3 protein-coding genes are annotated in these 21,333 nt (G+C 75.8%); 2 read left to right on the forward strand and 1 reads right to left on the reverse strand.

Translation table 11 applies throughout. From position 1 onward, the window contains the following. The first annotated feature begins 11 nt into the window (after positions 1-11). Entirely contained in the window at positions 12-20,075 is a 20,064-nt protein-coding gene (locus ACRAS8_RS33485) for a non-ribosomal peptide synthase/polyketide synthase (RefSeq protein ID WP_438489783.1), read from the forward strand. Between the two features lie 143 nt (positions 20,076-20,218). Then, complete coding sequence (locus ACRAS8_RS33490) at positions 20,219-20,422, forward strand: MbtH family protein (protein ID WP_438489784.1); 204 nt, start codon at positions 20,219-20,221, stop codon at positions 20,420-20,422. 157 nt (positions 20,423-20,579) lie between these two features. Here ACRAS8_RS33490 and ACRAS8_RS33495 read toward each other — a convergent pair whose 3' ends face one another. Next, the gene (locus tag ACRAS8_RS33495; protein ID WP_438489785.1) at positions 20,580-21,161 is read right to left on the reverse strand and encodes a hypothetical protein; all 582 of its coding nucleotides are present in this window, start codon (positions 21,159-21,161) and stop codon (positions 20,580-20,582) included. Between the last annotated feature and the right edge of the window lie 172 nt (positions 21,162-21,333).

A 21,333-nucleotide genomic window follows, 5' to 3' on the forward strand; every position in this document is an offset into this window, starting at 1 on the left:
GGAACGACGACATGACGTCCCCGGACGCGAAGAAGGACCGTGCCGCGGCCCTGCCGCCGGAGCTGCGGGAGGCGCTGCGCCGCCGGCTGGCCGGACAGGCACCGCCGGCCGCCACGGCCCGCCCCGGCATCCCGCGCGCGGACCGGTCCCGCCCCCTGCCGCTCTCCTTCGCCCAGCAGCGGCTCTGGTTCCTCGACCGGCTCCGGCCCGGCGACGCCCGCTACAACAGCGCCGTCGCCCTGCGGCTGGCCGGCCCCCTGGACCGCACCGCGCTGTCCGGGGCCCTCGACGCCGTGGTGGCGCGCCACGAGGCGCTGCGCACCACCTTCGACGAGGACGGCGGCCGGCCGCACCAGGTGGTCCACCCGGCCGTCCCCGTCCCGCTCCCCTTACACGACATGACGGGTCGTCAGCAAGATGCGTCCGGCGCGGACGACCGGGGCGGCGCGCTGGACGGGCTGCTGCTCGCCGAGTACTCCCGCCCGTTCGACCTGCACACCGGCCCGCTGCTGCGCGCCCTGCTGATCCGCCGCGCAGCGGAGGAGCACGTCCTGCTGCTCACCGCCCACCACATCGTCACCGACGGCTGGTCCATGGGCGTACTGCTGGACGAGATCTGCGCCCACTACGACGCCCTCGCCCACGGGGAGGCGCCCGCCCCCGCCCCGCCCGCCACCCCCTACCCGGACTTCGCCGTCTGGCAGCGCGAACGGCTCTCCGGAGCCCTGCTGGAGGACCAACTCTCCTACTGGGCCAAGCAGCTGGACGGGCTGGTGCCGTGGGAGCTTCCGCTCGACCGTCCGCGCGGCGGCGAGGAGTCCGGCGCCGGCGCGGTCCACACCTTCCGCGTCCCGGCCGCCACCGCCGCCCGGCTGCGGGAGGTGGCGACCGAGCAGCACACCACCCTGTTCACCGCGCTGATCGCCGCCTGCCAGGCACTGTTCGCCCGCTGGTCGGGACAGGACGACATCGCCGTCGGCTCGCTGACCCCCGGCCGCGGCCGCACCGAACTGGAGCGCGCCGTCGGCCTCTTCGTCAACACCGTGGTGCTGCGCGCCCCGGTCGACGCCACCCGCTCCTACCGCGAACTGCTCGACACCTCCGCCACCGCCGTCCTCGACGCCTTCGCCCACGACGACCTCCCCTTCGAACGGGTCGTGGAGGCCGCCGGAGCCGCCCGGGAAGCGGGCCGCAACCCGCTCTTCGACGTGATGGTCCTGCTCCACCCCGCCCCGCCCGCGGCTCCCGCCCCGCGCGGGCTGACCGCCGGGACCGTCCCCGTGCCCCGCCGCGCCGCCGCCTTCGACCTGAGCATCGAGTTCGTCCCCGACGGCGACGGACTGAGCGGACTGCTGGAGTACCGCACCGACCTCTTCGACGCCGCCACCGCCGCGCGGATGGCCGACCAACTCCTCGTCCTGCTCGGCGGAGTGGCCGCCGAACCCGACCGGCCACTGGGCCAACTGCCGCTGCTGTCCGAACGGGAGCGGCGGCGGCTGACCACCGAGTGGAACGCCACCGCGCTGCCCGTCGCGCCCACCACCTACCCCGCCGTCTTCGAGGCACAGACCGCCCGCAGCCCGCATGCCACCGCGCTGGTGGCCGGGGACACCGTGCTCGACTACGCCACGCTCAACGCCCGCGCCAACCGGCTCGCCCACCGCCTCATCGCGCGCGGCGCCGGGCCCGAACGGCTCGTGGCCGTACGGCTGCCGCGCACCGCCGAGCTGATCGTGGCGCTCCTCGCCGTCCTCAAGACCGGCGCCGCGTATCTGCCCCTCGACCCCGAACTCCCCGACGAACGGCTGCGGTTCCTGCTCGACGACGCCCGCCCGCTGCTGGTCCTCGACGAGGCCGCCGTGCGCGACCTGCCCGGCCCGGACCGCGCCGACGATCCCACCGACGCCGACCGCCGCGCACCACTGCTCCCCGACACCACCGCCTACGTCCTGTACACCTCCGGCTCCACCGGCCGCCCCAAGGGCGTGGCCGTCGCACACCGCTCCCTGATGAACCTGCTCGCCGGCCACCGGCACGGATTCGTCGCCGACGCCGGCGGCGGACCGCTGCGGGTGGCGCTGACCGCGTCGTTCTCCTTCGACACCTCGCTGGAGGGCGTGCTGCTGATGGCCGACGGCCACCGGCTGCATCTCGTCGACGAGGCGACCCGGCTCGATCCGGCGGCCCTGGTCGAGTACGTCGTCGAGCACCGCGTCGACTTCCTCGACCTCACCCCGTCCCACCTGCGTCAGCTGCTGCCCGCCGGACTGCTCACCGACCCCCGCCACCACCCCCGGGTGCTGATGCTCGGCGGCGAGGCCGTCGGCCCGGACCTGTGGCGGGAACTCGCCGCGCTGCCCGACGTCGCCGCCCACAACTTCTACGGCCCCACCGAATGCACCGTCGACGCGCTGTCCTGCCGCATCGACGGCACCGGGCGGCCCCTGGTGGGCCGGCCGCTGCCGAACGTGCGCGCCCACGTCCTCGACGGCCGGCTCCAGCCGGTGCCGCCCGGCGTCGCCGGCGAGCTGTACCTCGCCGGCGACCAGGTCGCCCGCGGCTACCACCAGCGCCCCGGCCTGACCGCCGCCCGGTTCGTCGCCGACCCGTTCGGGCCGCCCGGCAGCCGGATGTACCGCACCGGCGACCTGGCCCGCCGGACGGCCGACGGCCGCCTCGACTACCTCGGCCGTGCCGACGACCAGGTCAAGATCCGCGGCCACCGCATCGAACCCGGCGAGGTCGAGGCGGCGCTCACCGCCCTGCCGGACGTCGCCGAGGCGGCCGTCGCCGCCGTCCCCGACACCCATGGCCACGCCCGGCTCGCCGCCTACCTGGTGCCCGCCGCCGGCGCCGCCCGGCCCGCCGCCGCGGCGCTGCGCGCGGCCCTGCGGCGCACCCTGCCCGGCCACCTGATCCCCGCCGCCTTCGTCGTGCTGGCCGCGCTGCCGCTCACCACCAGCGGCAAACTGGACCGCCGCGCCCTGCCCGCCCCCGACCCCGAAGCCGACCGCGACGAGCGGGAGTTCGTGGCCCCGCGCACCGAGGCCGAGCGGACCCTGGCCGGCATCTGGTCCGAGGTGCTGGGCCTCGCCCGGGTGGGCGTCACCGACAACTTCTTCGAACTCGGCGGCGACTCGATCCTCAGCATCCAGGCGGTCTCCCGGGCCCGCGCCGCCGGACTCCGGCTCACCTCCCGGGACGTCTTCCGGCACCAGACCGTCGCCGAACTCGCCGCCGCTGCCGACGTGCGCACCGCCCCGGCCGCCACGCCCCGCCCGGCCGACGAAGCCGGACCGGCCCCGCTCACCCCCATCCAGGAGTGGTTCTTCGCCACCCACGGGCCGCTGCGGCACTTCAGCATGTCCGTGCTGCTCGACCTGCCGCACGCCCTCGACCCCGACGCACTGGACCGCGCCCTGCACGCGGTGGCCGCCCACCACCCGGCGCTGCGCACCCGGTTCGTCCGCACCGGCGACACCTGGCGCCAGGAACCCGGCGCCGCCGTCCCGCCCGGCCTGCTGGCCCGCCCCGGCCTGCCGGACCGCGCCGGCCCCGCCCGTGACGCCGCCCGCACCGCCGCCGCCGACGCGGCCCGCGCCGCCCTCGACCCCGCCACCGGCACCCTGCTGCGCGCCGCCCTGTTCCCCGCGGCACCCGGCGGCCGCCCGCAACTCTTCCTCACCGCCCACCACTTGGCCGTCGACAGCGTCTCCTGGCGCATTCTCCTCGCCGACCTGGAGACCGCCTACCGTCAGGCCGCCGCCGGCGAACCCCTCCAACTGGAGCCCGCCACCACGCCGTTCACCACCTGGGCCGCACACCTGGCCCGGCACGTCCGGGACGGCGGACTCGACGGCGACCTGGCCTACTGGACGGCCGAGTGCGCCGCGCCCCGCACCCCGCTGCCGGTGGACACCCCGGGCACCCCGCTCGCCGGCTCGGTCCGCACCGTCCGCGCCCGCCTCGACCGCGACACCACCGAGGCGCTGCTGCGCCGGGTGCCCGGGGTCTACCGCACCCGGATGAACGACGTCCTGCTCAGCGCGGTGGGCCGGGTGCTCGCCGACTGGGCGGGCAGCGACCGCGTCACGGTAGCGCTGGAAGGACACGGCCGCGAGGACCTCCCCGGAGCCGACGGTGCCGGTGACAGCCCCGTCGGCGGCGAGGGAGTCGATCTGTCCCGTACCGTCGGCTGGTTCACCACCCAGTACCCCGTCACCCTCACCCCGGCCGGGACACCGGAGGAACCCGACTGGGGCGCCACCCTCAAGGCGGTGAAGGAGCGCCTGCGGGCCGTCCCGCACCGCGGCCTCGGCTACGAGGCAGTGGCCCGCCTCGGCTCACCCGACCCGGCCGCCCGCACCCTCGCCGAACTCCCGCTGCCCCAGGTCTGCTTCACCTACCACGGCCAGTGGGAGAGCGCACCCGGCCGGGACTTCGCGCCCGCCGGCGAGGCCCCGGGCCGCGACATCGCCCCCGGTGAACCCCTCGACCACCTGCTGGACATCTCGGCCGCGGTGGCCGACGGCGTGCTGGAGTTCACCTGGCATTACAGCGACCGGATCCACCACGCGCACACGGTCCGCGCGCTGGCGGACGGCACCGTCCGCGCACTGGCCGCCCTCGCCGCCCACTGCGCTCGCCCGGACGCCGGCGGCCGCACCCCCTCCGACTTCCCGCTGACCCGGCTCGACCAGGCCGGAGTGGACCGACTGGCCGGCGACGGGCGCACGGTCGAGGACATCCTCCCGCTCACCCCGCTCCAGGAAGGCATGCTCTTCCACCGCCTGATGGGCGGCGCCGACGACGTCTACCTCGACCAGGCCACCCTGCTGCTGGACGGCATCGCCGACCCCGACGCGTTCGCCCGCGCCTGGCAGCATGTCACCGACCGGACGCCGGCGCTGCGCACCTCGGTCGTCTGGGAGGGGGTGCCCGTACCGCTGCAGCTCGTCCACCGGCGGGTGACGGTGCCCACCGCCCACCTCGACTGGCGCGACCTGGACGAGCAGCGGCGGACGGCCGAACTCGCCCGGGTGCGGGCCGAGGACCTGGCGCGGGGCCTGGACCTCACCGCCGCCCCGCTGATGCGGCTCACCCTGATCCGGCTGCCCGCCGGACGGCTGCGCCTGCTGTGGACGTCACACCACCTGATCCTGGACGGCTGGAGCCTGGCACAGGTCCTGACCGACGTGTGCGAGGAGTACGCCGCCCTCACCGCCGGCCGCACCACGGCCCCGCCCGTGCGCCGCCCGTTCGGCGACCACGTACGCCGGCTCGCCGCGCAGGACGGCCGCGCCGCCGAGGAGCACTGGCGCGCCGTCCTCGCCGGCTTCGCCACGCCCACCCCGCTGCCCTGCGACCGCCCGGCCCGCGAGGCCCACCGGGCCCGTTCCGCCGCGGTGCGCACCGGCGGCCTGAACCCCGAGCCGTCCCGGCGCCTGGCACACGCCGCCCGGCGCCACGGCCTGACCCTCAACACCGTCGTCCAGGGCGCCTGGGCACTGCTGGTGTCCCGCTACAGCGGGGAGCGGGACGTGGTGTTCGGCACCACCGTCTCCGGCCGCCCCGACGACCTGCCCGGCGCCGAGTCCATGGTGGGGATGTTCATCAACACCCTGCCCACCCGCGTCCGGGTGGACGAGCGCCGCCCGGCCGCCGCCTGGCTGCGGGAGCTCCAGGACACCCAGTCGGAGTCCCGGCGCTTCGAGTCCGTCTCGCTGGCGCGGCTCACCGGGCTCAGCGACGTCCCGGCCGGCACCGCGCTGTTCGAGTCCATGGTGGCCTTCGAGAACTACCCGTTCGACGACGCCCGCACCGCCGGCGTCCGCATCCTCGACGTCGCCTCGCGGGACGCCACCAACTACCCCCTGGTGCTGCGCGCCCACCACACCGACCGCCTCGGCTTCGACCTCGCCTACGACCCGGACCGCTTCGACCCCGCCACCGCCGGCGCCCTCGCCGACCGGCTCTGCCTGCTCCTCACGGGCCTCGCCGACGGCCTGGACCGGCCGCTGCGCGACCTGGCCTGGACCACCACCGAGGAACGCCGGCGCATCCTGGAGGACTGGAACGGCACGGACCGCGGCCGGCCCACGGCGACCCTGGTGGACCTCTTCGAGGACCAGGCGGCCCGGACTCCCGACGCCACCGCCGTGACCTTCGAGGGCAGCGCCCTGACCTACGCCGAACTCGACGCCCGGGCAGGCCGGCTGGCCCACCGGCTGGCCGCGAGCGGCGCCGGCCCCGAACGCTTCGTGGCGCTCGCCCTGCCCCGCTCCGCGGAGCTGATCGTGGCGCTCGTCGCGGTGCTCAAGACCGGGGCCGCCTACCTGCCCCTCGACCCCGAGCTGCCCGCCGACCGGATCGCCGCAGTCCTCGCCGACGCCGCTCCGGCCCTGCTGGTGACCACCACCGCCGTCGCCGGGCGCCTCCCCGGCGGCGCCTGCCCCCGGCTGCTCCTCGACGACCCCGCGGCCCGCGCCGACCTGGACCGGCGCCCCGCCACCGGCCCGGCCCCGGCCCGCCGCCCGCTGCCGGAGCACCCCGCCTACGTCATCTACACCTCGGGCTCCACCGGCCGCCCCAAGGGCGTCGTCGTCCCGCACGCCAACGTGGTGCGGCTGTTCACCCGCACCCGCGGCCACTTCGCCTTCGGCGCCGACGACGTATGGACCCTGTTCCACTCCTACGCCTTCGACTTCTCCGTCTGGGAGATCTGGGGCGCGCTGCTGCACGGCGGCCGGCTCGTCGTCGTCCCGCACGACATCGCCCGTTCCCCCGAGGACTTCCTGCGCCTGCTGGCGGACGAACGGGTCACCGTGCTCAACCAGACCCCCTCCGCCTTCCACCCGTTGATGCGGGCCGACGCCGAACTCCCGGATGTGGGCGCGCGGTTGGCGCTGCGCTGGATCGTCTTCGGCGGCGAGGCACTGGATCCGGCCCGGCTCGCCGACTGGTACACCCGGCACCCGGACACCGCGCCCGTCCTGGTCAACATGTACGGGATCACCGAGACCACCGTGCACGTCACGCACGCCCCGCTGGACCGCGCCACCGCGGCCGAGGCCACCGGCAGCGCCATCGGCCGCGGCCTGTCCGACCTGCGCGTACGGGTGCTCGACGACGGCCTCGCCCCGGTGCCGCCCGGCGCCGCCGGCGAGCTGTACGTGGCGGGGGAGGGGCTGGCCCGCGGCTATCTGAACCGGCCCGGCCTGACCGCCGCCCGATTCGTCGCGGACCCGTTCGGCCCGCCCGGCACCCGGATGTACCGCACCGGGGACCGGGCCCGGTGGCGGGCCGACGGCACCCTGGAATACCTGGGCCGCGCCGACCAGCAGGTCAAGATCCGCGGATTCCGGATCGAACCCGGCGAGATCGAGGCCGCACTGACCGCCCACCCGGACCTCGCCCAGGCCGTGGTCACGGTCCGCGAGGACACCCCCGGGGAGCGGCGCCTGGTCGCTCATGCCGTACCCGCCGCCCACCGCCCCGCGCCCGCCCCGGCCGCCCTCCGCGCCCACCTGGCCCGGACCCTGCCCGCCCACATGGTGCCCGCCGCCTACGTCACCCTGGACGCGCTGCCGCTGACCCCCAACGGCAAACTCGACCACCGGGCGCTGCCCGCCCCCGGGCCCGACGGGCTGGCCGCCGCGGGCGCGGACCGCACCGCGCCGCGCACCGCCGCCGAACGGCTCGTCGCCCGCGCCTGGGCCGACGCCCTCGGCACCGGCGACGCCGAGGCGGCCATCGGCACCGGGGACAGCTTCTTCGCCCTGGGCGGCGACTCGATCCTCGCCCTGCGCGTCGCCTCCCGGCTCCGCGCCGCGCTCGGCACGGACGTGTCCCCCCGGCTGCTCTTCACCCACCCCACCCTCGAAGCGCTGGCCGCCGCCCTGCCCGGCCCGGCCGCCGGCCGCCCGGCCGGCCACGAGCCGATCCCGGCGGCCGACCGCACCGCCGCCCTGCCGCTCTCCTTCGCCCAGCAACGCCTGTGGTTCCTGGACACCTTCGAGCCGGGCGGCACCGCCTACCTGACCTTCTTCGTGCTGCGCCTGCGCGGACCGCTCGACGAACCCGCCCTGCACACCGCCCTGGACGCCCTGGTGGCCCGGCACGAACCGCTGCGCACCACCTTCACCGAACGGGACGGCCGGGCCCACCAGACCGTCCACGCCCCCCACCCGGTCGCCCTGCCACGGCATGACCTGTCAAACACCCCGCAGCCGGCCCGCGAGGCCGCGCTCGACGCCCTGCTGACCCGCGAGGGCGCCACCCCCTTCGACCTGGCCGAGGGACCCCTGCTGCGGACCGGCCTGATCCGGCTCGCCGACGACGAGCACGTCCTCACCCTGGCCATGCACCACCTCGTCACCGACGGCTGGTCCACCGCCGTGCTCGGCCGCGACCTCGGTGAGCTGTACGCCGCGGCCCTGGAAGGCCGCCGCCCCGAACTGCCCCCGCTGCCCGTGCAGTACGCCGACTACGCGGCCTGGCAGCGCGCCCGGGCCGACGAGACCGAGCGCCGACACCTCGGCTACTGGACCGCCAAACTGGCCGACGTGGCCCCGCTGGAGCTGCCCACCGACCGGCCGCGCCCCGCCGTGCGCACCACCAACGGCGCGCTGCTGGAGTTCACCCTGCCCGCCCCGCTCACCGACCGGCTGCGCGAGGTCGGCCACCGCGCCGACGCCACCCTCTACATGACGCTGCTGGCGGCCTGCAAGGTGCTCCTCGCGCGCTGGGCCGGCCAGGAGGACATCGCGGTCGGCACCGTCGCCGCCGGCCGCGACCACCCCCAACTGGAGCATCTGGTGGGGATGTTCGTGCACACCCTGGTGCTGCGCAGCCGGGTACCCGGCGCCCTGCCGTTCAGCGCGCTGCTGTCCGAGGTGCGCACCACCGTGCTGGACGCCTTCGCCCACCAGGACGTGCCCTTCGAGCGGCTCGTCGACGTGCTCCAGCCGGAGCGCGACACCAGCCGCACCCCGCTGTTCCAGGTCATGGTCGCCCTCCACAACCTGGGCGCCGAGGCCCCGCGCCTGCCCGGCCTCGACGTTCGGACCCTCCAACCGCCCGGCCGGCACGCCGCGTTCGACCTCGCCTTCGACTTCGTGGCCCGCGACGGCGACCTGACCTGCTTCGTCGAATACAACACCGACCTGTTCGACACGGCCACCGTCGAAGCCGCCGCCGAGCGCCTGCGCCGGCTGCTGACCGCGGTCGCGGACGACCCCGGACGCCCGGTGGGCGCGCTGCCGCTGCTCTCCGACACGGAGCGGCGCCGGCTGCTCCAGGAGTGGCAGGGCGCCCCCCTGCCCGTACCGGACACCACCTTCGTGGACCTCTTCGAGGAGCAGGCGGATCGCACCCCGCACGCCACGGCCCTGGTCGCCCGGGACGCCACCCTCGACTTCGCCGCGCTGAACGAGCGCGCCAACCGGCTGGCCCACCACCTCATCGCCCTGGGCGTCGGCCCCGAGCGGGTGGTCGCCGTCCAACTGCCGCGCACCTCCGACATGCCGGTGGCGCTCCTCGCCGTCCTCAAGGCGGGCGGCACCCTGCTGGCCCTCGACCCGGAACTGCCCGCCGAACGCGTCGCGTTCCTGCGCGCCGACGCCGCACCGCACACCGTCCTGACGGCCGACACCCTGCGCGCCGCCCCGCTCGGCCGCCGGCCCGCCCACAACCCCACCGACGCCGACCGCACCACGCCCCTGCACCCCGCCCACACCGCCTACCTCACCTACACCTCCGGCTCCACCGGCCGCCCCAAGGGCGTCGCCGTCGAACACCGTCAGCTGGTCAACCTCTGCCACGACCACCGGGCCGGCCTGGTCGCCCCGCACACGACCGGCGAGGAACCGCTGCGCTTCGCGCTGAGCGCCGCCTTCTCCTTCGACACCTCGTGGGAGGGCCCGCTGCTGCTGGCCCTGGGCCAGCAGGTCCACCTCATCGACGAGGACGAACGCCTCGACCCGGCCGCCTTCGTCCGCCGGATCGCCGACCAGCGCCTGGACGCCGTCAACGTGACACCGTCCTTCCTGCACGAACTGCTGGCCGCAGGGCTGCTCGACGGTGACCACCACCGCCCCCGGATCGTCCTGGTGGGCGGCGAGGCCGTCAGCATCCCCCTGTGGCACGAGCTGCGGGCGGCCGAGGCCGAGGGCGTCACCGCCTACAACATCTACGGCCCCACCGAGTGCACCGTCGACGCGGTCTACGGCCGCTTCACCGACCACCCGGAGCGGCCGGTCCTCGGCCGTCCGGGCCGTAATGTGCGCGCCTACGTACTGGACGGCGCGCTGCGGCCGGTCCCGGCGGGGGTGCCGGGCGAGCTCTACCTCGCCGGCGCCCAGGTCGCCCGCGGCTATCTCGGCCGGCCCGGACTGACGGCCGGGCGCTACCTCGCCGACCCGTTCGGCCCGCCCGGCACCCGGATGTACCGCACTGGCGACCGCGCCCGCTGGACCGCGGCCGGACTGCTGGAATTCCTGGGCCGCACCGACGATCAGGTCAAGGTCCGCGGCTTCCGTATCGAGCCCGGCGAGGTCGAGGCCGCCCTGCTCGGCCACCCCGCCGTCGGGGACGCCGTGGTGGTGGCCCGCGACGACGACGGCCGGGCCCGGCTGGTGGCCTACCTGGTGCCCACCGCGCCCGAGGCGCCGCCCGCCGAGGAACTCCGCGTCCACCTGCGCCGCACCCTGCCCGACCACCTCGTCCCCACGGTCTTCGTCCCCCTGGCGCGGATACCCCGCACCACCAGCGGCAAGACCGACCGGCGTGCCCTGCCCGCGCCCCCCGGCCGGCCCGACGGCGGCGCCCCCCATGTGGCCCCGCGCAACGCCACCGAGCGGAGCCTCGCCGCCATCTGGGCGGAGGTGCTGGGCGTGTCCAGGGTCGGCGTCGACGACAACTTCTTCGCCCTGGGCGGCGACTCGATCCTCAGCATCCAGATCGTCTCCCGGGCCCGCCGCGCCGGATACGCCCTCACCTCCAAGGACGTCTTCCGCCACCAGACCGTCGCCGAACTCGCCCTGCGCACCGCCCCGATGGACCCTCCGCCCGCCACCGACGCACCGGCCCCGGCCGGACCGGCGCCGCTCACCCCCATCCAGCACTGGTACCTCGGCCGGCGGCGCCCGGGGGACGCCCTGCGCTTCACCATGACCCACCGGTTCGCCCTCGCCGCCGGCACCGACGAGGAGACGCTGCGGCACGTGGTGGACGCGCTCGTCGCCCACCACCCCGCGCTGCGTACCCGGTTCCGCCGCACCGGCGGCACCTGGCACCAGGAGGCGCTGCCCACCGCACCCGGCGAGGTCTTCGCCTGCCACGACCTGACCGGCCTCGACGACACGCGGGCCGAGGAGGCCGTCCGGCGCGCCGCCACCGCGGCCCAGACCTCCCTGGACCCCACCGAGGGCCGGGTCGTGCGCGCCCTGTACTTCGACCGCGGCGACCGCCGTCCCGCACAACTCCTGCTCACCGCCCACCACTTGGTCGTCGACGGGGTGTCCTGGCGGATCCTGCTGGAGGACCTGGCGACCGCCTGCCGACAGGCCACCGCCGGCCACCCGGCCGCCCTGCCCCCGGCGAGCACCGGCCCCGACCGCTGGGCGGCCCGCCTGGAACAGCACACCCGCGCCGGCGGCTTCGACGGCGACCTGGCGTACTGGACCCGGACCGCCGGCATCCCCGCCGACCTCCCCACGGACCGCCCCGCCACCACACCCCCCGCCACCGCGGCCACCGCCGCCACGGTGACCGTCCGCCTGGACCGGGACACCACCGACGCCCTGCTCCGGCAGGTCCCCGACGCCTACCGCACCCAGGTCAACGACGTCCTGCTCAGCGCCCTGGGCCGCACCCTGACCCGCTGGGCCGGCCGGGACACCGTGCTCATCGGCGTGGAGGGCCACGGCCGCGAGGACCTCTTCGACGACCTGGACCTCTCCCGCACCGTCGGCTGGTTCACCGCAGAGTTCCCGCTCGCCCTGACCGTCGCCCCGGACGCCGACTGGCACACCACCCTGCGCTCCGTCAAGGAGCAGCTGCGCGCCGTCCCGCTGCGCGGACTCAGCTACGGCGCGCTGCGCCACCTGGTGCCCGACAGCCCGCTGGCCGGCGCGCCCGCGCCGGGCATCGGCTTCAACTACCACGGACAGTGGAGCCCCGCCGCGGGCGACGGACCGGACGCCCCCGGCCCCTACGGCGCCACCCTGCCCCCGGCCGGGCAGGACACCGACCCCGACGAGCCCCGCGGCTATCCGCTGGAGGTCACCGGCGCCGTCCAGGACGGCCGGCTCGAACTCGGCTGGACCTACCCGCCCGAGCTCTACGACGAGGCCACCGTGCGCCGCCTCGCCGAGGACACCCGCGCCGCCCTGACCGAGATCGTCGCGCACTGCGCCCGCCCGGGCACCGGCGGCCGCACCCCCTCCGACTTCCCTCTCGCCCGGCTCGACCAGCACCAGGTGGACCTGGTCGCCGGCGACGGACGGGACGTCGAGGACGTCCTTCCGCTCACCCCGCTCCAGGCCGGCATGCTCTTCCACGGGCTGGTCGGCGAGGACGGTACCTACCTCGACCGGATCGTGCTCCGGATCGCCGGGGTCGCCGACCCGCGGGCGTTCGCCGCGGCCTGGCAGGCCGTCGCCGACCGCACCCCGGCCCTGCGCAGCAGCGTCCACTGGCGCGGCCTGCCGCACCCCGTGCAGGTCGTCCGCCGCCGTGCCGTCCTGCCCGTCGTCCACCACGACTGGCGCACCCTGGCCCCCGCGGAGCGCGACGGCGCGCTGGACCGGCTGCTCGCCGAGGACCGGGCGGCCGGCCTGGACGTGACGACCGCACCGCTCAGCCGCCTCGCGGTGGCCGCGCTCCCCGGCGACGAGATCGTCCTGGTGTGGACCTCGCACCATGTGATGCTCGACGGCTGGAGCACCGGCGCCCTCTTCGCCGACGTCTGCGCGCAGTACGCGGCGGACGTGCGGGGCCTGACCGGCCGCCCGCCGGCGCGCAGGCCGTTCCGGGACTTCCTGGAGTGGCTGGACGGACAGGACCGGGCGGCCGCCGAGCAGCACTGGGCCGCCACCCTCGCCGGGTTCACCGCCCGCACCCCCCTCCCGTACGACCGGCCACCCGTCGAGGCGCACCGCGCCCGCTCCTCCGCCCTGGTCCACCTGGAACTGGACGACGAGGTCTCCGCCCGGCTGCGCGCGACGGCCCGCGATGGCGGACTGACGGTCAACACCGTGGTGCAGGGCGCCTGGGCGCTGCTGCTGGCCCGCTACAGCGGCCGCCCTGACGTGGTCTTCGGCACCACGGTCTCCGGCCGCCCGGCGGAACTGCCGGGCGTGGAGTCGATGATCGGCATGTTCATCAACACCGTGCCCACCCGCGCCCGGACCGACGGCGCCGGCGGCGTACTGCCCTGGCTGCGCGAACTCCAGGAACAGCAGAGCGACGCCCGCCGCTTCGACTTCGTCTCGCTCGCCCGCATCCAGGCACTCGCACAGCTCCAGCCCGGCGAACCGCTCTTCGACAGCATGGTGGTGTTCGAGAACTACCCCTTCGACGAGGCCGCCACCGCCGGCGCCGGCATCCGTATCCAGGACGTCCGCGCCGAGGACGCCACCACCTTCCCGCTGTGCCTGCGCGCCTACCTCGCCGACCGCCTCGGCTTCGATCTCGCCTACGACCCGGCGCTCTTCGACCGCACCACGGTCGAGCGGGCCGCGCGGCGGCTCGAAACCCTGCTGACCGCGCTCGCCGACGGCACCGCCCGCACCCTCGACGACCTCACCCTGCTCACCGCCGCCGACCGGGAGGTGCTGCGCGGCTGGAACACCACCGCCCGCCCCGCTCCGGGCGGTTCGCCGGTCGACCTCTTCGCCGCGCAGGCCCGGCGCGCCCCGGACGCGGTCGCGCTCACCGAAGCGGACCAGGAACTGACCTACCGTCAACTCGACGACTGGTCCGACCGGCTGGCCGGCGTTCTACGGGCCGGTGGACTGTGCCCCGAGGCCCGCGTGGCACTCCACCTGGACCGCTCGGCCGCCCTCGTGGTGGCCCAGCTCGCCGTGCTGAAGGCGGGCGGCGCCTACGTACCGGTGGACGGCCGCGCCCCCGAAGCACGCCGCCAACTGCTGCTCGGCCAGGCCCGGGTGACCGCCCACCTGACCGCCGGCGACGTCCTGGCCGCCCGGACCGCCGGTCCGGCCGCCACGCCGCCGCTGCCGCCCGCGGACCCCGACCAGCTCGCCTACGTGATGTTCACCTCCGGCTCGACCGGCACACCGAAGCCGGTGGGGGTGCGCCACCGCGATGTGGCGGCCCTCGCCACCGACAGCCGCTTCACCGGCCCCGCCTTCGACCGGGTCCTGCTGCATTCACCGGCCGCCTTCGACGCCGCCACCTTCGAGGTGTGGGTGCCGCTGCTCAACGGCGGCCGCATCGTGGTGGCCCCGACGGGCGCGGTGGACGCGGCGTCGCTGCGGCGGCTGGCGGCCGGAGGCGCGGTCACCGCGCTGTGGCTGACGGCCGGTGTGTTCCGGCTGCTGGCCCAGGACGCGCCGGAGTGCTTCGCCGGACTGCACCAGGTGTGGACCGGCGGCGACGTGGTCCCGGCCGCCGCCGTCCGCCGGGTGCTGGCCGCCTGCCCCGGCCTGACCGTCGTGGACGGTTACGGCCCCACCGAGACCACCACCTTCGCGACCTCCTTCGCCCTGACCGACCCCGCGGCCGTCCCCGCCACCGTCCCGATCGGCCGGCCGCTGGACGACATGCGCGTCCACGTCCTCGACGCCCGGATGCGGCCGGTGCCGCCGGGCACCGCGGGCGAACTCTTCCTGGCCGGCGAGGGCGTGGCCCGCGGCTACCTCGGCCGCCCCGCCGCCACCGCGGACCGGTTCGTCGCCGACCCCTTCGGCCCGCCCGGCGGCCGGATGTACCGCACCGGCGACCTGGCCCGCCGGCGGCCCGACGGCACGGTGGAGTTCCTCGGCCGCACCGACGACCAGGTCAAGATCCGGGGCTTCCGGGTCGAGCCCGGCGAGGTGGCGGGCGCGCTCGCGGCCCACCCCGGCGTCGCGGACGTCGCGGTGGTGGCACATACGGCCCCCTCCGGCGCCCGGCACCTGGCCGCCTACGTGGTGGCCCGCGACGAACTCGACATGGCGGCGCTGCGCGCCCACGCCCGCGCCACCCTCCCCGACTACCTGGTGCCCACCGCCTTCGTACCGCTGCCGGCCCTGCCGCTCAGCCCCAACGGCAAGGTGGACCGGGCCGCCCTGCCCGCGCCCGAGGACCGCCGGGACCGGCCGGCGCCGGTCGCCCCGCGCACCGAGGCCGAACGCCGCACGGCCGAGGTCTGGGCCGAGGTGCTCGGCACCCAACGCGTCGGCATGCGGGACGACTTCTTCGCCCTGGGCGGCGACTCGATCCTCAGCATCCGGCTCGCCGCCCGCCTCGCGGAGGTCTTCGCCACCGAACTGACCCCGCGCGCGGTCTTCACCCACCCCACCCCCGAAGCGCTCACCGAACTGCTCAGCCGCCCGGACACCGCCGGCCTGTCCGCGCCCACCCCCGTCCCCCGGGACACCCCGCCGCCGCTCTCCTACGCCCAGCAACGCCTGTGGTTCCTCGACGCGTTCGAGCCCGGCGGCACCGAGTACCTCACCCCCCTCGCCCTGCGCCTGCGCGGCCACCTCGACACCGCCGCGCTCGGCACCGCCCTGACCCGGCTCGCCGCCCGCCACGAGTCGCTGCGCACCACCTTCGACACCGTGGACGGCCAGGGCGTCCAGATCATCCATCCGCCCCAGGACGTGCCGCTGCCGCTGCGCGACCTGTCGGCGCTGCCCGCCGAGGCCCGCCGGGACCGGCTGGCGCGGCTGCTCAGCGAGGAGCGCACCCGCCCCTTCGACCTGTGCCGCGGCCCCCTGCTGCGGGCCGGGCTGATCCGGCTGGCCGACGACGACCACGTCCTGACCCTGACCCTGCATCACATCATCACCGACGGCTGGTCGACCGCGGTGCTCACCGGCGACCTGGCCCACTACTACCGGGCCGCGCTCGGCGCCCCCACCGCCGAACTCCCGCCGCTGCCCGTCCAGTACGCCGACATCGCACACTGGCAGCGGACCGCGCAGGACGCCGCCGCCGAGGAACAACTGCGGTACTGGCGCGACCACCTGGCCGGCCTGGAACCCCTGCACCTGCCCACCGACCGGCCGCGCCCCGCCGTGCGGACCAGGAACGGTGCCACGGCCCGGCTCGTCCTCCCACCACGGACCGCGCGCCGCCTGGCGGAGTTCGGCCGGGCCCGGCAGACCACCCTGTTCACCACCCTCGTCGCCGCGGTCCAGACTCTCTTCGCCCGGCTCTCCGGCCAGCGCGACATCGCCGTCGGAACCGTCACCTCCGGCCGCGACCGCGCCGAGACCCAGCACCTGATCGGATTCTTCGTCAACACCCTCGTGCTCCGCTCGGCCGTCGACCCGGACCTGCCGTTCCCCGAGTTCCTCGCGCGGGTGCGGGAGACGGTGCTGGCCGCCTTCGCCCACCAGGAGGTGCCGTTCGAGCGCGTGGTGGACGAGGTCCAGCCCGCCCGGGACACCAGCCGCACCCCGCTCTTCCAGGCCATGGTCGTCCTGCAGAACGCCCCCGCGGCCGCGCTGGACCTGCCGGGCCTCCAGGTCGACGACATCGAACCGGACACCCACCACGCCGGCTTCGACCTCACCCTGGAGTTCGCCGAGCACGACTCCGGCGCCCTGCACGGACTGCTCACCTACAACACCGACCTGTTCGAGGCCACCACCGCCGAACGGATCGCGGACCAGCTCACCACACTGCTGACCGCGCTCGCCGACGACCCCCAACGCCCCCTCGGGGCGCTGCCGCTGGCCCCCCGCGAGGAACTGCGGCGGTTGCTGGCCGACGGCCGTGGCACGGACCGTCCGGTGCCCCCGGCCACCCTCGGCGAGCTGTTCCGGCGCCAGGCGGCCCGCACACCGGATGCGGTGGCGCTCACCGCCGGCCCCCGGACGCTGACCTACGCGGAGCTGGAGCGCGCCGCCAACCGGCTGGCCCACCACCTCATCGGCCGCGGCGCCGGCCCGGAGCGGGTGGTGGCGGTGGCCCTGCCCCGCTCGGCGGAGACCGTCGTGGCGCAGCTGGCGGTGGTCAAGGCCGGCGGCGCCTTCCTGCCCGTCGACCCGGCCTACCCGGCCGAACGCCGCGCCTTCATGCTGCGCGACTCCGGGGCCCACCTCGTCCTCGACGATCCCGCCGCCGTCTGGCGCCCGGACGGCCCCGCCACCGCGCCCACCGACGCGGACCGCCACGCCCCGCTCGGCACCGAGCACCCCGCCTACGTCATCTACACGTCGGGCTCGACCGGCACCCCCAAGGCGGTGGTGGTCCCGCACACCGGCCTCGCCGGTTTCGCCGCGGCCGCCACCGCCCGCTACCAGGTGCGCCCGGGCGACCGGGTCCTGCAGTTCGCCTCGCCCAGCTTCGACGCCGCCGTCCTGGAACTGTGCGTCGCACTGCTCTCCGGGGCCACCCTCGTCGCCGGCGAGGAGGGCCCGCTGCTCGGCGAACGGCTCGCCCGGGTCCTCGCCGAGCGGCGGATCACCCACACCCTGATCCCGCCCGCGGCGCTGGCCACCGTGCCGCCCGAGGCGGCCGCCGCCCTGCCCCGCCTGCGCACCCTGATCGTCGGCGCCGAGGCGTGCCCCGCGGACCTCGTCGCGCACTGGGCCCCCGGCCGTCGCGTGATCAACTCCTACGGCCCGACCGAGGCCACCGTGGTGGCCACCTGGACCGAACCGCTCGCCCCGGCCGCCGGCCCGCCGCCCATCGGCCGCCCCGCCGCCGGCACCCGGGTCCAGGTGCTGGACGCCGCGCTGCAGCCCGTACCGGTCGGCGTGACCGGTGAACTGTACGTGGCCGGGCCCGGACTCGCCCGCGGCTACCTCGGCCGCCCGGGGCTGACCGCGAGCCGCTTCCCCGCCGACCCGTACGGCCCACCGGGCTCGCGCATGTACCGCACCGGGGACCTGGCCCGGTGGGACACCGACGGCCAACTGCGGTTCGCCGGCCGCGCCGACGACCAGGTCAAGGTGCGCGGCTTCCGCATCGAGCCCGGCGAGATCGAGAGCGCGCTGCGCCGCAGCCCGCTGGTGCGCGACGCGGTGGTCGCGGTCCGCACCACCGGCCGCGACGGACAGCGCCCGGCCGGCCCCGGCCGGCTGGTCGCCTACGTCGTCCCGGCCCCCGGCACCCCGGAGCCGCTTCCCGTCCCCGAACTCCGCGACCACCTGGCCCGGTTGCTGCCGCCGCACATGGTGCCCGCGCTGTTCGTCCCGCTGGCCGTGCTGCCGCTCACCCCGAACGGCAAGACCGACCGGCGCGCCCTGCCGGACCCCGGCCCGGAAGCCGCCTCCGCCGCCCCGCACGTCGCACCGCGCACCGCGACCGAACGCCGGATCGCGCGGATCTGGGCCGACGTCCTCGGGCTCGACACCGTCGGGGCCGACGACAACTTCTTCGACCTCGGCGGCGATTCCATCCTGACCATGCAGGTCGTCTCGCGGCTGCGCCGGGACGGGCTCCACCTGGCCACCAAGGACCTGTTCACCCATCAGACGGTGGCCGCGCTGGCCACCGTCGTGACCACCGGCCCCACCGGCTCCGACAGCGGCCCGGTGACCGGGGAGCTGCCGCTCACCCCCATTCAGGAGTGGTTCTTCGCCACCCCCCGCGCGGCCCGCCACCACTTCAACCAGTCGGCGCTGCTCGAACTGACCGGCACCCCCGACCCGTTGGCTCTGCACACGGCGCTGGCCGCGCTGCTGGAGCATCACGACGCGCTGCGGATGCGGTTCACCGAGGAGGACGGCCGCTGGCACCAGCACAACCCGCCGCCGTCCGTGCCCGACGGCCTCCTCGTCCGGCACGATCTGAGCGGCCTGTCGCCCGACGAGGCCGACGCCGCCATGGACCGGGCGGCCGACGCGCTGCACACCGGCTTCGACCTCGGCCGCGGGCCGCTGTTCCGGGCGGCGCTGTTCACCGGTGGCCCGGACCGGCCCGCCTTCCTGCTGCTGGTGGCCCATCACCTCGTCGTCGACGCGGTGTCCTGGCGCATCCTCCAGGACGATCTGGAGACCGCCTACCAGCAGGCCGTCGCGGGCACCCCGGCCGACCTCGGCGACCGCACCACCGCCTTCCGGGACTGGTCCCGTGGCCTGGCCGCGCACGTCGCCGCCGGCGGCCTGGACCACGAACTGCCGTACTGGGAGCAGGCGGTGTCCGCCGCCCCACTGCCGGTGGACCACGACCCCGGCACGCCCGGCACCCCCGGCGAGGCATCCCGCACGATCACCGTGACGCTGGACGAGCGGGACACCACGGCGCTGCTCCGCTCCGCCCCGCTCGCCTACCGCACCCGCATCAACGACGTCCTGCTGGCAGCCCTGGCGCTCGCTCTGGCCCGCTGGACCGGGAACGAACGGGTCTGCGTGGACCTCGAAGGCCACGGCCGCGAGGACCTCCTGGAGGGGGTGGACCTCTCCCGCACGGTCGGCTGGTTCACCACCGTCCACCCGGTGGGCCTGCGGGTCTTCGACCCGGAGGACCTCGGACCCGACCGGGACTGGCGGGCGCTGGTCAAGGCGGTCCGGCGGCAGCTTCGCGCCGTACCCGGCAACGGCCTGGGCTTCGGCGCGCTGCGCACCCACGGCTCCGCGGAGATCCGCGAGCGCCTGGCGCGCACCGGCCGCGGCCAGTTGGTCTTCAACTACCTGGGCCAGTGGGACGCCCGGCCCGACGGCACCGGCGGCGCGCTGGTCCGCGCCGAGCACGGCTCCTTCGGCCGGGACCACGACCCCCGGGACGGCGGCTCCCACCTGCTGGAGACCGTCGGCGCCGTGCAGGACGGCCGGCTCGCCTTCACCTGGCACTACCGTCCCGATGTCCACGAGGAGGCCACCGTACGGGCGGTCGCCGAGGACTTCGCCCTGGCCCTCGGACGGATCGCCCGACATGCCCGGGACAGCCTGTGAGCGACGTGACCTGCGCGACGGGCACGACCGGCGTGGGAACGGCGTACGGAAAAAGTTCCCGCGCCCCGCCCCGCGCCGGCCCCCTGGCCCCGACCGACCACCGCACCGCACCACACACCCACGCCCGACAGGAGAAACCGGACATGGACGAGAACGCCCGCTACCAGGTCCTGCGCAACGACGAGGACCAGTACTCGCTGTGGCTCGCCGACCTCGAAATACCCGCCGGCTGGCACCCGGTGGGCAAGGAGGGCACCCAGGACGAGTGCGCCGCCTACGTCGACGAGGTCTGGACCGACATGCGCCCCCGCAGCCTGCGCGAGCGAATGGACCAGGTCAGCCCCTGACCGGTGCTCCGTGCGGCCCGAGCCCGGCCACCACCGGGCCGGCCCGCCCGAACGGGGCACGGGCCCATGGCCGCCCCCGGTGACCGGGTTCGCTACGTCGTGCTGCACTGAGAAACCCGGGCCGCCGGTCGGGCCTCCGGGCGGCTCTGGGCGACCGTCAGGCCCAGAAGTCGAACTCGGCCCGCAGGTGGCCCTTGGTGACCCGTCCTCCGTCGCTCCAGTAGAGGGCCTTGTACTCCTCGCCCTTGTTCAGGTGCAAGCCGATCATGGTCGAGCCGTACGCGCCGCAGTGGGCGTTGCCGCAGACCCAGTCCCACGTGATGCGCTTGCCTTTGCTGTCCACGATCTCGATCCAGTCCCAGCCGTCGTACGGATCCCGCCCCGAGGACGTCATCCATGTCACGTTGATGCCGGTGAGGTGGGACTGGTACCACCAGCCGCGGTACTGCGCCGGCGACACGTCGCTGATCAGGTAGTCGGCGTTGAGCACGGGGTATCCGGGGCTCTGGTGCGCCGGCGGCTGCCAGTGCTCACGCCGCGCCGAGTCGGTCGCCGGAGCCGCCTGCACAGCGGCCGTCGTCGGTTTCTCCGGACCCTGCGGCGCAGCGGAAGCCGTTCCCAGCGCCATCACGGACACACCCGCGAGCACCCCGGCCATGACCGCGGCGCGCCGCTGGGGCGTGTTCGCCCGGGCGCATAAGGAAGAGATCTTGCCCTTGCCTGGAGTGCGGAACAACATGCCTGGTTCACCCAACCGTTGATCGGTGATCGATGCACCGGAAACGCTAGGGAGCGGCGATCAACGTTCTGTTGACGACCGCTCAACGGGAGTCTTGATCCACGGCTCTACGGATACCCGACAACTCCTTAACCTTCCCTATTGGGTATGCAGATAGGGAAGGTTAAGGTAG

Source organism: Streptomyces sp. S186, from assembly GCF_051603415.1.
In the GTDB taxonomy this organism is placed as follows: Bacteria; Actinomycetota; Actinomycetes; order Streptomycetales; family Streptomycetaceae; genus Streptomyces.